Origin of the sequence: Gilliamella sp. B3801, assembly GCF_026536645.1 — a bacterium.
GTDB classification, from domain to species: Bacteria; Pseudomonadota; Gammaproteobacteria; order Enterobacterales; family Orbaceae; genus Gilliamella; species Gilliamella apicola_I.
In genome coordinates, this window is sequence record NZ_JAFNNR010000001.1 from 46,897 (window position 1) to 61,337 (window position 14,441).

General features: G+C 33.6%; 11 protein-coding genes. 7 read left to right on the plus strand and 4 right to left on the minus strand.

Going from position 1 to position 14,441, the window contains the following annotated elements; genetic code table 11:
• The first annotated feature begins 485 nt into the window (after positions 1–485).
• Both J3U14_RS00130 and J3U14_RS00135 read left to right on the plus strand, forming a co-directional pair.
• Positions 486–3,416, plus strand: coding sequence for a filamentous hemagglutinin N-terminal domain-containing protein (locus tag J3U14_RS00130; protein ID WP_267351723.1), 2,931 nt, complete (start codon positions 486–488; stop codon positions 3,414–3,416).
• 332 nt (positions 3,417–3,748) lie between these two features.
• On the plus strand, positions 3,749–6,385 hold the full coding sequence (locus J3U14_RS00135; RefSeq protein ID WP_267351722.1) for a filamentous hemagglutinin N-terminal domain-containing protein: 2,637 nt from the start codon (positions 3,749–3,751) through the stop codon (positions 6,383–6,385).
• A gap of 142 nt (positions 6,386–6,527) precedes the next feature.
• Here J3U14_RS00135 and J3U14_RS00140 read toward each other — a convergent pair whose 3' ends face one another.
• A complete protein-coding gene (locus J3U14_RS00140) occupies positions 6,528–7,127 on the minus strand; it encodes a CHAP domain-containing protein (RefSeq protein ID WP_267351721.1) in 600 nt (199 codons plus the stop codon).
• A 162-nt stretch (positions 7,128–7,289) separates the two neighbouring features.
• Between J3U14_RS00140 and yccX the strand changes: the two genes are divergently transcribed.
• From yccX to J3U14_RS00165, 5 genes are all read left to right on the plus strand, one after another.
• Positions 7,290–7,568 (plus strand): acylphosphatase, encoded by a 279-nt coding sequence (yccX, locus tag J3U14_RS00145; RefSeq protein WP_267351719.1) that lies wholly within the window; start codon positions 7,290–7,292, stop codon positions 7,566–7,568.
• A gap of 101 nt (positions 7,569–7,669) precedes the next feature.
• The gene (lptC, locus tag J3U14_RS00150) at positions 7,670–8,233 is read left to right on the plus strand and encodes an LPS export ABC transporter periplasmic protein LptC (RefSeq protein ID WP_065559062.1); all 564 of its coding nucleotides are present in this window, start codon (positions 7,670–7,672) and stop codon (positions 8,231–8,233) included.
• Between the two features lie 3 nt (positions 8,234–8,236).
• A complete protein-coding gene (gene lptA, locus J3U14_RS00155; protein WP_065559063.1) occupies positions 8,237–8,797 on the plus strand; it encodes a lipopolysaccharide transport periplasmic protein LptA in 561 nt (186 codons plus the stop codon).
• A 1-nt stretch (position 8,798) separates the two neighbouring features.
• Positions 8,799–9,524, plus strand: coding sequence for an LPS export ABC transporter ATP-binding protein (gene lptB, locus J3U14_RS00160; protein ID WP_065559064.1), 726 nt, complete (start codon positions 8,799–8,801; stop codon positions 9,522–9,524).
• Positions 9,524–10,939, plus strand: coding sequence for an RNA polymerase factor sigma-54 (locus tag J3U14_RS00165; RefSeq protein ID WP_411596973.1), 1,416 nt, complete (start codon positions 9,524–9,526; stop codon positions 10,937–10,939). The genes lptB and J3U14_RS00165 overlap by 1 nt, the downstream gene beginning before the upstream one ends.
• Positions 10,940–11,261: 322 nt before the next feature.
• On the opposite strand, the gene leuD is transcribed toward J3U14_RS00165, so the two are convergent.
• The 3 genes from leuD to leuB all read right to left on the minus strand — a co-directional run bounded on the left by leuD (position 11,262) and on the right by leuB (position 14,432).
• On the minus strand, positions 11,262–11,864 hold the full coding sequence (gene leuD, locus J3U14_RS00170; protein WP_267351714.1) for a 3-isopropylmalate dehydratase small subunit: 603 nt from the start codon (positions 11,862–11,864) through the stop codon (positions 11,262–11,264).
• A 10-nt stretch (positions 11,865–11,874) separates the two neighbouring features.
• Entirely contained in the window at positions 11,875–13,284 is a 1,410-nt protein-coding gene (gene leuC / locus J3U14_RS00175; RefSeq protein WP_267351713.1) for a 3-isopropylmalate dehydratase large subunit, read from the minus strand.
• A gap of 68 nt (positions 13,285–13,352) precedes the next feature.
• Positions 13,353–14,432 carry a 3-isopropylmalate dehydrogenase gene (gene leuB / locus J3U14_RS00180; protein WP_267351712.1) on the minus strand — a complete coding sequence of 360 codons (1,080 nt, stop codon included), beginning with the start codon at positions 14,430–14,432 and terminating at the stop codon, positions 13,353–13,355.
• Positions 14,433–14,441: the final 9 nt, after the last annotated feature.

Sequence of the window (14,441 nt, forward strand, 5' to 3'; positions counted from 1 at the left end):
ACAACATTGATCATTTAACTGTTCAAAAAACATCAATGATTTGTTAATCGGATTAATAAAAGCATCTGATTTGACATGAACTCCTTAATACGTGGACTATTAAACCAAATATTAAAATTTTATTGTGTGGCATAAACTTCAAAAGAATTAAAGTCTAACTTAGTTAAACTCGAAAATTGACAAAAAAATAAATAAAATCTTTGACTAAATATGAAGTTAAAGTTTATTATAAAAAAATTAAGTTATCTAAATCATATAAAATTTTCCGTTGCTATTAGCCTGTTTATTTTAGGGGCAATCAAATTGTGGTAATGGTTCCAAATATATAAATCTTATCGTTGTCATTTTTAGTTGTATCAATTTCAATAATTATTTGTTTGGTTAATTATAAAAAAATATGGATTTATTGAGCATGACCCATTGTTTAATAGATAAATATGATTTGTCTTAGCATGTTAGAAAATAGATGAAAGGTGAGAAATACTATGAACAAGAATTTTTTTCGTATTGTTTTTAATAAGACTCGTGGATTGTATGTTGTGGTATCCGAAATGGTTAGTTCCCATCAAGTCATGACAAGTCATAATCAGACTACAAAAAAAATTGAAGTGATTTCTAAACATAAAAATCAATCCTTTATGTTAAAACCCTTAGTATTTTTATCCTATATCGCTTTAGGTATGGTTGGCATTGTTGAATCTAGTTACGCAAATAATATCGTTGTCGATCAAAATGCCAATCAAGCGCAACGTCCAGCCATTCAAGGCTTACCAAACGGCGTAACACAAATTGATATCGCAACGCCAACAAAAGGGGGCGTTTCACATAATAAATATACGCAATTTGATGTTTCAAAAAATGGCGTCATTTTAAATAACTCTCGTGACGGTAGTAAAACACAATTAGCCGGTGATATTAATGGTAATGCATCACTGCAAAATAGCGCCAAAGTCATACTAAACGAAGTGAATTCGCAAAATATCAGCCAATTAAATGGTTATATCGAGGTGGCCGGTCAAAAAGCCCAAGTGATCATCGCCAATCCGGCCGGTATAACCTGTAATGGTTGTGGTTTTATTAATGCAGATAGGGCAACCTTGACGACCGGTAAACCATTAATGAAAGATGGACAATTGATTGGTTATCATGTTGAAAAAGGGCAAATAGCCATTACAGGGGATGGATTAAAAAATTCAGGGCAAGATTACACCGATTTAATCGCACGTAGTGTGAATGTCAATGCCAAGTTATGGGCAAATAAAGAAATCACTATTGTGACCGGTCAAGGCAAAGTGAAAGCAGATCTGACTAAGATTGAAAAAATCGTATCAGACCCCAATACTGCGCAACCTGAGTTTGCACTGGATGTTTCAGCGTTAGGTGGAATGTATGCTGGAAAAATTAAGATGATAGGTACCGAAACAGGGGTAGGTGTACGTAATAATGGAATACTTATGGCTAATGCGGGGACGTTAAATTTATCGGTGGATGGTAAAATTTTAAATAATGTCGGTGGTAATCTTAAAGCAACAAAAGACATCTTATTAAACAGTCAACAAATAGAAAATCATGGCACAATTGCTGCTCAAAAAAATGTCAGTTTAATGGCAAAAACAGAAGTAAAAAATTATGGAACCGTTGAAGCGAAAGAAGATATCAATCTAAAAGCATCTAAATTGGTTGCGAATGAGGGTAAATTGTCAGCAGGAAAAAATATTACTTCATTTAGTCAAGAATTTATTAGTACATGGACAGGTAATATAAATGCTGTAGCTATTACAATAACAGCCAAACGTACCAAAAATGTTGGAAGATTAAGAGCACAAATGATAAAAATTTCTGCTAATTATACTGAAAATGCGGGAAATGTATCAACCACCGATAAAATTAGTGTATCGGGTGATAATATAAAAAATGATTGGGAAGGGAAAATTGAATCAGCAGATGTAGATTTAGAGGGGAAAAACGTTGAAAATTACGGTGAAGTTGAAGCTAAGGATAAATTAAACATAGTTGCAGATGACGTGACAAATGAGAACAAATTAACCTCAGAAAAAGATTTAATCGTACATAGTGATAATATCACCAATAAGGATAAAGGCTCAATTCAAGCTGGAGAAAATGTTTCATTAGAAGGAAATAATATCGTTAATGAAGGTGAAGTAAAATCACCAACGGTAAACTTAGGAAACACATCTGAATCGAAAATAACCAATACATCGCAAGGTAAAATCATTGCAGAGGATCGAATCAATGTAAACGGTATGCAATTTGATAACCATGGTTGGATTACCGGTAATTGGGCTAATATAAGATTAACTAACGGAATGTACAATAATGGTAATATCGCATTTAAAGATAAGATGGAATTAAATATCAAAAACTTAAAAAATGATTGGCAAGGTATTTTAAAAAGTTCAAAAATACGTATCAAAAATGATGACTTAGGGACAGATTTAACTAACTTTGGTGTTATTGATGCAGATAACATGAATTTACAACTTGAAGAAGTATCCAACTTTGGTCAATTGTTAGCAAAGGAGTCGCTATCTTTAAACGCTAGCAAATTGGAAAATGGTAGGGAAGGCATCATAAAATCGAATAAAGTTAAATTATCTTCATCAAAAATCTATAATTACAATCAAATTATTGCTAAAGAACAACTTGAAATCAATTCTACTGAAATATTATATAATCAAGGAAAATTATTGGCTCAGGATAAAATAGCAATATCCAGTAATTATTTTAAAAATGATCGGTTAGGAGAGGTAAATGCCGATGAAATAAGTCTAAATGGTATTACTGTTAATGATTTGGTTTCATTTGAAGATAGTAGGTTTGATAACTACAATAAAGTTACTGCCAATAAAAATTTAAAACTTGATACAGCTGATATTTATAATCAAGCGAAATTAATAGCAGTTGAGCGATTAACGACTAAAAGCACTAATTTTAAAAACGATTGGCAAGCGGAAATCAGCGCTAATAAAATTGAAATAAACAGTGAAAATTTTGACAATCGAAAAATCGTAAACGCAAAGGATAAACTCGTTATTAAAGCTGGGCAAATTTATAATAATGGCGAGATATTTGCCAAAAATGAGATATATACAGAAACTAAGCAATTTAAGAATGATTGGTTAGGAATTATCAAAACTAATAGTATCAATGTAGCAGGTGGAAATAATATCAACAATCTAGGTACAATTAATGTTGATAAATTAGATAACGCTCAACATAATCAGCGATATAAAATCGAAAATTCGGCTTCAGAGATGTTTTTCACTTTAGATAATAATACTTTTTCCAATGACAAACAAAATACAATAAAAACGGAAACTATCATATCTAATATTACGGATATGATTATTTTCCATATAATGCATCGCGATTATAACAATCAGAAAAATCAATAAAATCTTATCTTTATACTAAGGTTTGATGAGGTATCCTATTGTTATTATTCAATAAAAAAATCGATATCACAGGGAATTTATCATAATTCCCTCAGTGAGTTGTAATTAACTTAAATTGTTTCGCTGATCCTCCTTATCTAATTTAAATGTTCTTGATGTAACATTAGACTAAAAAAATTAATAGATCTTATTGATGATATTAATAAACGATAAAACTTCTTAAGTTTTAATTACTGTGTCAAATTTTTTCAATGTTCACTGAACTTTTATTTATCTAAAAATTAGCTGTATATAACTTAATGCATTAACAATTGATGAAAGGTGGAAATAATATGAATAGAAATTTATATCGAATTATTTTTAATAAAGCTCGAAATGTATTTATTGTTGTATCCGAACTGGTTAAATTGCATCAAATGGTGGCAAGTAATAAAAATAAAGTTGGAATAATTCATCAAAAACACGGCTCAATTTACCCAGCAAAACCCTTCAAAATAAAACCTTTAATATTTATATCGTATATCGCATTGGGAATGGTTAGTCTGATTGATAGCTGTTATGCTACCAATATTGTCGCAGACAAAACAGCCGACCGTAGTCAACGCCCCGATATTTATCAACATTCTGACGGCATCAAAATAATTAATATTACTAATCCATCGAGTAGTGGGGTTTCACATAATAAATATACTCAATTTGATGTATCCAAAAAAGGAGTGATATTAAATAATGGAACAGATCGATATGCAACGCAATTAGTGGAGTTTGTTAACGGTAATATATCACTCACACAAAGCGCTAAAGTCATTTTGAATGAAGTCAATTCACCTAATATTAGTCAGTTGAATGGATACATTGAAGTGGCCGGTCCAAAAGCACAAGTGATCATTGCCAACCCAGCGGGTATAACCTGTAATGGATGTGGTTTTATCAATGCTGACCGAGCAACTTTAACAACCGGTAAACCGCTAGTAGAAAACGGAAAATTGACTGGGTATCAAGTTGAACGTGGACATATTTATGTTACGGGTCAAGGCTTAAAAAATACCGGGCAAGATTATACGGATATCATTGCTCGAAGTGTGAAAATTAATGCTGAATTATGGGCTAATAAAGAAATTAATGTGATAGCAGGTCAAAATAATGTCGGTACAGATTTAAGCTTTACTGAGAATAAAAAAGATGAAATCTATCAAGATAGATTTAATTATGGTATTGATGTATCTGCTTTAGGTGGCATGTACGCAGGTAAAATTACATTGAGTGCAAATGAACAAGGTGTCGGTGTGCGTAATTCAGGAACGTTGGGCGTAAGTGCTGGAGACCTTAACATCAATGCCAATGGTATCATTATTAATAACAATTATATGACGGCAAAGGATTCAATTAATTTTAATAGTTCTGGAATAAGAAACAATACGACTATAGAAAGTGGAAAAAATCTTAATATACAAAGTCAATATGTAGAAAATTTCGGTAAGCTTTCCGCTGGAGAACAATTTACTGCTGATAGCGGTTATATATTAAATACAAATGATATCAAATCAAAAAATGTTCAACTTAAAGCCCAATATGTTAAAAATTATGGTGTTATTGAAGCAAGTAATGATATAACTATGAAAGCTAACGACACGTATAATGCAAACAAAATATTGGCGGAAAATAATATTGCCCTATCTGGTTACACTATTTTTAACGACAAACAAAGTTTGATTCAATCACAGAACCAAAACATCCAACTAAAATCCAGTATTTTTGAAAATCAAGGCACGATAAAATCATATCATCTTTATGTAAATAGTGATGACTTTATAAATAACAGCCCTGGAAATATTGAAATTGGTAAATATATTAATATAAAGGGGTCGTCATTTAAAAATTATGGTTTAGTTAAGTCTTCAGTTGATTTAGATAGTTCGGTAATTCATTTGAATAACTATGGAAAACTTTTATCCGATCGCATTAATATAAACGCTTTTTACTTTATAAATGCAGGGAAAGGTGAGTTAACAGCTAATTCAATATCTTTAACTGGTTCAAATTTAGAAAACTACAATGTAATCTATGGAGGTGGAAATTTATCTATTTCTGAAAAAGAATATCTTTACAATCAAGGAGAACTGAATTCAAAAGGGGATCTGTCCATTTACGGCAAAATTTTCAAAAATGACTGGAATGGTAGGATTACTTCTTACAATATATCACTATCAAGTGAAAAACTTGAAAATCATAATTTAATTGAAGGGTATAATAACTTAACAATTAACGCTACTGATTTATATAACCAAGGCGAATTATCATCTTTTAAATCAGCGTTGATAAGTCAAGGCTATTTCAAAAATGATTGGAATGGATTCGTTAAAGGTAGCAATATCACGATTACTGGAAAAAATTTTGAAAACCATAACCAAGTTACTGCAGAAAAGTTATTAAGTATAGATTCAACAAAAGTTTATAATCAAGGAACATTAGCTTCTGAACAAACCTTAAATACCAATTCAGATTATTTAATAAATGATTGGAAAGGTCAAATGCAAGGATATGATATCAATATTTCAGGAGAAAAGTTTGAAAATAATAATATTGTTGATGTATACAAAACAATGTCTATAAAATCTAAGGATGTTTATAATCAAGGAAAACTTATTTCTGAACATACGATAGATTTAACACCAACTAAACTGTTCAATGATTGGAACGGTGTAATTATTGCTGGATTAGGATTATCAATATCAGGTAACGAATTTGAAAATCACAATCTAGTTAGATCTAACACTGTACAGAAAATTGATGTTGATAAAGTTTATAATCAAGGTCAACTAATTGGGGATAAAGAGCTTTATATAAAAGCAAAAAAAGTTAATAATGATTGGCACGGTAAAATTTATGGTATTAATATTTATGTTGATGTTCCTGAACTAATCAATAATGGATTGATTATTGGAGATATCAAAAGTAAAGAGTTATAAGTAAATTATTGAACTGCTTTTTTACAAGAAACAATAACGATCCTAGTTTATTGATGGAAAAAACTGGGATCGTAATTAACTATTTATATAAATTATAAATAGTTTTTAAATTTATATTCTCTTAATAATGATTAATTTAACATTAATTTTTACGCAGATAGCCTAAAACCCGAAATGAATCAATCTTCCATAGACCGTCTTTATAAATTAAAGGAATCGTTTCACGAGAGCTAGCATTAGGACCAGGGTTTTGCTGGACAATTTCTATCTCATTATCGCTGACTTTACTGATAATAGCGACATGACCATATCTGCTCCATCCCATGACAATGATATCCTCAACTTGAGGTTTTGACCCTGAACCATTGTGATATTGCAGTAGATTACGTTTGGGATTGATTTTTCCGTCGGCGATAGAATCATCAAAAAAATCTTTCGCATGACCATAACTATCTGGCATCTTATGATCAAAGCGCTCATAGTAATAACGCTTAATAAATTCGACGCATTGGTATTTCAAACCGAGATTATATCCATCTTTAGACGTATTGCGTCCACTCACATTACCTACATGACCATTATAGTAAACTTTGACACCATTAAATTCATCGACAACAACGCCTACTTTATCTGTATCAACCAGAAAATACGCATAAATTTGTTGACAAAAAAGGTAGCTACTTAATGACAAAATCAACATAATTAAAAACAAACTTTTTTTATATTTGAAGAGTCGTTTCATTGTTATTCCTTATTTAATCATTTGAGTATTTAGGTTTTGTTTTTTATTCATCATAGCTTTTTATCAATAAAAGTAAAATATATAAAATATGAATATATTGATTCAAATATCAATATAACTTCATTATTATTGACTAAGAAAAGAGTCGTATAAGGTTGTGACATGATAAGACTAATTAAAATTATAGTAAGTGGTTCGGTGCAAGGTGTCGGTTTTCGTTTTTTTACTTATCAACAAGCAGTAAAAATAGGCTTAGTGGGTTATGTTAAGAATTTAGAAAATGGTGCCGTTGAAATAATTGCACAAGGTAATAATCAACAGATTTCACAGCTAATACTGTGGTTAGAGCATGGTGGACCGCGATCTGCTCGCATTACCCAAATTAATATGAGTGAATTACCACTCCAAGAAAATTTAACTTCTTTTAATGTCAGATATTAATTTAATGAAAAATGCAGTAAAATATCTTAAATTTCTGGCTTAATTAAATAATATTTTTTCCTAACTTGTGATTAACTTTATGAGCGTAATTGACTTCTGTTATGAATAAAAAAAACTTAATCTGTATTTTACTTCTCATTATTGTGATTGGCGTTTACTATAATTATCAGAAAGATAATGATGTTGTCACTCAACCTATTACAGATTTATCTAATACGCCTATTTATCAAAGTGATGAAATGATAACTAAAATTTATGATTTATCAGGAGAAATTATTTATAAAATTGAATCAGCACATGTCCGTTATTTTGATGATACGGATAATACCGAATTTGATTTACCTAATTTTACCCTTTATGATGCCGATCATGTTGCCACTTGGCATATTAAAGCAAAAAAAGCAACCTTGACTGATGATAAATTGATTTATCTTTATCAGGATGTTCAGTTAGATAATCTTGTGCCAGATGCTCAATTGCAACAAGTAAAAACGGATAAAGCGGTGGTTGATTTAAATACACAACATGTCACATCTAAAGACCCTGTAATACTCAAAGGCATTGGATTTTACTCAACAGGCATTGGGTTAGATGGTGATTTACAAGCCAAAACGGCTAATATCCTTGAAAATATAAAAACGTATTATAATACTGAGGCAAAATAAAAAATGAGTTCGCAAAAAAAAGTTATTCTTCCATTATTTTTACTATTATCTGTGTCATTTTGTTGTTTTGCGGATCAATCCAATATTCAAATTTCAAATGAAAATCAAGAACAAACGCCAAAAACAACAATTAACAATAAACCGATTGCTATTGATGCCGATAATCAACAAATTGATATTGAAAAAAATACCATTACTTTTAGTGGTAATGTGAATATTGTTCAAGATGAATTAACTATTATTGCAGATAAAGTTGTTATTACAGATATGCAAGATTCATCAAAACAAAAAATCACTGCTTATGGCAAACCAGTAAAGTTTAAGCAAATCTTACCTGAAAAAAATAAAATTGTAACAGGTCACGCTTCACAAGTAATCTACAGTGTTAAAGACAATAAGGTAACATTGCAAGGTAATGCCCACATGTATCAACAAGATAATCATGTTAGCAGTGAACTCATTACTTATGATGTCAAAAAACAATACATTACTGCACATTCAAATAATAACGCACGAGTTAAGAGCACTATCTTACCTAATCAAGTAAAAGAGATGAATAAATAAAATGTCAATATTAAAGGCAGAAAATTTAGCCAAAGTTTATAAAAAACGGCGCGTTGTGGAAGATGTGAGCTTAACAGTCAATTCGGGCGAAATAGTCGGATTGCTAGGGCCTAATGGCGCAGGTAAAACAACCACATTTTATATGGTCGTTGGTATAGTGGCGTTAGATGCGGGTAAAATCTATCTGGATGACGATGATATTAGTATTTTACCATTACATGAACGTGCTCAAAAAGGAATAGGTTACTTACCTCAAGAAGCCTCAATTTTCAGAAAACTATCTGTTATTGATAATATCATGTCGATTTTAGAAACTCGCCGAGACATAGATAAAAATGAAAAATTAGAAAGAGCAGAAGAACTGCTTGAAGAATTTCATATTACGCATATTCGGGATAGTATTGGTCAATCTTTATCGGGTGGTGAACGGCGACGAGTTGAAATTGCCAGAGCTTTAGCGGCTAATCCAAAATTTATTTTGTTGGATGAACCTTTTGCTGGCGTTGACCCGATTTCAGTAATTGATATTAAAAATATAATAAAACATCTACGTGATCGTGGACTTGGTGTTTTAATCACTGATCACAATGTACGTGAAACTTTAGATGTCTGCGAAAGAGCTTATATCGTCAATAAAGGTCATTTGATTGCCGATGGAACACCAAGTAGTATCTTAAGTAACGAATATGTCAAACGCGTTTACTTAGGAAATGAATTTAGACTATGATAAAACCTAGTTTTCAGCTGAAAGTATCCCAACAATTATCGATGACGCCACAATTACAACTTGCTATTCGATTACTTCAGTTGTCAACTTTGGAATTACAACAAGAAATTCAAACCGCACTTGAAAATAATCCTTTATTAGAAATTGCTGAACACTATGACGAAATTAACGTTGACGAAAGTGCGGTGACTGAAAATTTAGATACCCGTGACGCATTAGATAGCCCAGAAATACCTGAGGATATACCATTAGATGCATCCTTAGATGATATTTATTCAGCTGGGACGCCGTCTGGTACTTATTCGGATTATTGTAACGATGAATTACCTATCTATCAGGGTGAAACTCATGAAACGCTATACGATTATTTGAAATGGCAACTTGATCTTACCCCTTTTAGCGAGACTGATCGCGCCATTGCAATTTCAATCATTCAAGCCATTGATGATCGCGGTTATTTAACGGCGACAACTCAAGAACTGCTTGAAGCGCAAGGTAATGCTGAAATAGAGCTTGATGAAATTGAGGCTGTTTTAAAGCGGATTTGGCATTTTGACCCAATTGGCGTGGGAGCCAGAACGCTACAAGAGTGTCTGTCAATTCAAATTCAATATTTAGATGCCCCAAAATTAGTTAAACAGATAATTGATAATCATTTGGAATTATTGGCAAGCCGTGATTATCGAACATTGAAAAAATTACTCAATGTGAGTGAGGAACAACTTAAAGCATCGATTGAATTTATCAAGCATTTACATCCTTATCCTGGTGACCTGCTGAATACGACGCAACCTGATTATGTTGTTCCCGATGTACTAGTTAAAAAAGTGGCGGGTAAATGGCAGGTTGAGTTGAATACTGATACCATACCCAACCTACGCATTAATCAACACTATGCGAAAATGGCAAAATCGGCTAATGATAGCGATAGTCAATATATTCGTGCAAATTTGCAAGAAGCGAATTGGTTTATAAAAAGTATTGAAAGTCGCAATGAAACTTTATTCAAAGTGAGTCAATTTATTGTTGAACATCAACAAGCTTTTTTTGAGCATGGAACAGAGCAGATGAAACCGTTGATTTTATCTGATGTTGCCACGGCAATTGATATGCATGAATCCACTGTTTCGAGAGTAACATCGCAAAAATATTTGCAATGTCCGAGGGGAATATTTGAACTCAAGTTCTTTTTCTCCAGCCATGTTAATACGGAATCAGGTGGTGAAGCCTCATCTACTGCAATTCGAGCTTTAATCAAAAAATATATTTCAGCAGAAGACCGAAAAAAACCGTTAAGTGATAGTAAGTTAGTCTCAATATTTGAAGATCAGGGTATTATTATTGCACGCCGTACCGTCGCCAAATATCGAGAAGCGTTATCTATTCCACCGTCAAATCAACGCAAACAACTTTAGTTATACCGTTAATTTTATTCAATCATCATTTATGGGTGATAACTTTACTGACTGGTGATGAAGCACAATCTATCAACCATTGAAAATGATCGCTAGATTGTTTAATTGAATTCACTCATCTTGATGATTTATTGTCGTATTCTTTGTTACTTTTTATTCCTTATGAACAATTTATAGTCATAATTTTCTGATGTAAAAATAAGTTGCGGAAGTATATATTATATTGGTCATCTAAGTGAAATGTTCTTGGGTAACTTATTTTAAAAAAAGGTGATATACCATCGCTTAAATAGTAATAAGCGATGATATCTTCATTAAGAGTTTATGCTAAAAAAGAAGGGATTTTATGTTCAAATGCACTGATTGCATCTTCATGTTGTAGCGTTAAACCAATATTATCTAATCCATTTAATAAACAATGGCGTTTAAAAGCATCAATTTTAAAAGGATATTGCTTATCGCCTGCAATCACGACTTCGTTAACCAGATCGATAGTAAATTCGATTCCTTCATTGGCTTCAACAATTTTGAAAAGTTCATCAATGTCTTCTTCTGACAGATTCACTAACAATAGTTGATTATTAAACGAGTTGTTATAAAAAATATCGGCAAAACTTGATCCGATAATCGTTTTAAAACCATAATCTGCTAATGCCCATGGTGCATGCTCACGGGATGAACCGCAGCCAAAATTTTCACGTGTTAATAAAATACTGGCGCCTTTATAACGAGGTTTATTTAAAACGAAATCAGGATTAGGTTGTTCGCCAATATCATCTAAAAACCGCCATTCATGAAAAGCATGTTTACCAAATCCAGTGCGAGTCACTTTTTGTAAAAATTGTTTTGGAATAATCGCATCAGTATCAACATTAGCCGCATCTAAAGGAACGACTAGTCCTGTGTGTGTTGTAAATTTTGCCATGACTGTCTCCTTAAAATGGTTTGCGAATATCGGTAAAATAGCCAGTGATTGCTGCTGCGGCTGCCATAGCAGGACTGACTAAATGCGTTCTGGCGTCTCGACCTTGTCGCCCTTCAAAATTACGATTACTGGTCGATGCACAGCGATCCCCCGGTGCTAATTTATCATCATTCATGGCTAAACACATTGAACACCCAGGTAGACGCCACTCAAAACCCGCATCAATAAAAATCTTATCTAAACCTTCGGCTTCAGCTTGTTGCTTCACAGGCCCCGAGCCAGGCACCACCAAAGCTTGCACGCCGTTAGCGACTTTACGTCCTTGAGCGATTTTTGCCGCGGCACGGAGATCTTCAATTCGAGAATTAGTACAGGATCCAATAAAGACTTTATTAATCTTGATATCACTCATTTTTGTCCCTGCGGTTAATCCCATATAGGTTAATGCACGCTGAGCAGACTGTTTTTCAATGGGATCGGCAAAATCATTTGGGTTTGGCACGGCGGCATCAATGGATGTGACCTGTCCGGGATTGGTTCCCCAAGTGACTTGTGGGGCAATATCTTTGGCTTCAAGAGTAACAACACGATCAAAATGTGCACCGTCATCGGTTTTTAAGGTTTTCCAATAATCTACCGCTTTGTCAAAATCGTCCCCTTTTGGTGAAAATTGGCGACCTTTTAAGTATGCAAAGGTGACTTCATCGGGTGCTATCAGACCAGCCTTAGCTCCCATTTCAATTGCCATATTACATAGTGTCATACGGCCTTCCATTGATAAGGCTTTAATGGCCTCACCGCAAAACTCAACGACATGCCCTGTGCCACCAGCACTGGTTGTCTTACCGATAATGGCTAAAATAATATCTTTAGCGGTAATGCCGTCGGCCACTTGACCTTTCACTTCTATTCTCATGGTTTTAGCACGACCTTGTTTTAAGGTTTGCGTTGCTAATACATGTTCAACTTCTGATGTGCCAATACCAAAAGCGAGTGCGCCAAATGCGCCATGTGTTGCGGTATGTGAATCCCCACAAACTATAGTCATACCGGGTAATGTCATCCCTTGTTCTGGGCCGACAACATGGACGATACCTCGCAATGGACTGTGTAGCCCATAAAGTGAAACACCAAATTCTTCAGCATTTTTGGCAAGTTCAGTTAATTGAATTTGAGCCATTTCGCTACATGCATTTAAATCATTACTTTTGGTTGATGTATTATGATCCATGGTTGCAAAGGTTTTATGGGGTTGTCTCACTTTTCGATTCATCGCCCGTAAACCATCAAAAGCTTGAGGTGAGGTCACTTCATGAACTAAGTGACGGTCGATATATAAAATAGGTGTTTCATTTGGCGCTTCATACACAACATGCGCATCATATAATTTTTGATACAATGTTTTTGGGTTTGTTGACATTGCTTTATTCCTTTATTGTTATCCTGAAGATTAACCGAATTTTTTCAACTTAAGCATATTAAATTTTGTTAGATAAAACGGCAGATAGCATCGCCCATTTCATCGGTTGAAACATACTGACCGCCTCGAGCTAAATCAATTGTTCTGATGCCTTGTTCCAGCGCTTGATTAACTGCATTTTCAATTGCTTTAGCAATATCATCACGTTTTAAGCTATAACGGACTAATAATGCTAAAGAGAGTATTTGGGCGGCTGGATTGGCAATATTTTTTCCTGCTATATCGGGCGCACTACCACCAGCAGGTTCATATAACCCAAAACCTTGCTCATTTAGACTCGCAGAAGGTAGCATTCCCATTGAACCGGTTATCATGGCACATTCATCCGATAAAATGTCGCCAAATAGGTTTGAACATAAAATCACGTCAAATTGTGAAGGGTCTTTCACCAGTTGCATAGTGGCATTATCAATATACATATGTTCAAGCGTGACATCGGGATAATCTTTAGCAATTTCAGTGACAACTTCTCGCCATAATATTGATGTTTGTAAAACATTGGCTTTATCTACCGAGGTGACTTTTTTACGTCTAATTTTAGCTGCTTCAAAAGCCATTTTTGCGATACGTTCAATTTCAAATCGATGATAGACTTCGGTATCATAAGCTCTTTCTTGGGCACCTGTGCCTTCACGTCCTTTGGGTAAACCAAAATAGATTCCGCCAGTTAATTCCCGCATACATAAAATATCAAAGCCACGTTTAGCAATGTCTTCACGTAAAGGACAAAGTTCTTCTAAACCTTGATAAAGACTTGCTGGTCGCATATTAGCAAATAATTTGAAATGTTTACGTAGTGGTAATAATGCACCACGTTCTGGCTGTTGATCAGGGGGTAAATGTGTCCATTTAGGCCCGCCAACAGATCCAAACAATATGGCATCGGCTTTTTCACAACCTTCCAGTGTGTCATTAGGTAGTGGACAGCCATGAATATCAATCGCTGCGCCACCCACATCGTATTCACTTGTGGTAATAGAAAGTTGATATTTTTGACGGATAATATCAAGCACTTTATAGGCTTGTTTCATGACTTCTGGCCCAATTCCATCCCCAGGTAATACTGCAATATGGTAATTTTGTGACATGTTTTTATT

What these genes read in the sequence shown, in the direction of transcription:
- yccX (WP_267351719.1), top strand. Translation starts at nt 7,290, where the DNA reads ATGATAAGACTAATTAAAATTATAGTAAGTGGTTCGGTGCAAGGTGTC.
- lptA (WP_065559063.1), top strand. Translation starts at nt 8,237, where the DNA reads ATGAGTTCGCAAAAAAAAGTTATTCTTCCATTATTTTTACTATTATCT.
- J3U14_RS00135 (WP_267351722.1), top strand. Translation starts at nt 3,749, where the DNA reads ATGAATAGAAATTTATATCGAATTATTTTTAATAAAGCTCGAAATGTA.
- lptC (WP_065559062.1), top strand. Translation starts at nt 7,670, where the DNA reads ATGAATAAAAAAAACTTAATCTGTATTTTACTTCTCATTATTGTGATT.
- J3U14_RS00140 (WP_267351721.1), bottom strand. Translation starts at nt 7,127, where the DNA reads ATGAAACGACTCTTCAAATATAAAAAAAGTTTGTTTTTAATTATGTTG.
- leuB (WP_267351712.1), bottom strand. Translation starts at nt 14,432, where the DNA reads ATGTCACAAAATTACCATATTGCAGTATTACCTGGGGATGGAATTGGG.
- leuD (WP_267351714.1), bottom strand. Translation starts at nt 11,864, where the DNA reads ATGGCAAAATTTACAACACACACAGGACTAGTCGTTCCTTTAGATGCG.
- leuC (WP_267351713.1), bottom strand. Translation starts at nt 13,284, where the DNA reads ATGTCAACAAACCCAAAAACATTGTATCAAAAATTATATGATGCGCAT.
- J3U14_RS00130 (WP_267351723.1), top strand. Translation starts at nt 486, where the DNA reads ATGAACAAGAATTTTTTTCGTATTGTTTTTAATAAGACTCGTGGATTG.
- lptB (WP_065559064.1), top strand. Translation starts at nt 8,799, where the DNA reads ATGTCAATATTAAAGGCAGAAAATTTAGCCAAAGTTTATAAAAAACGG.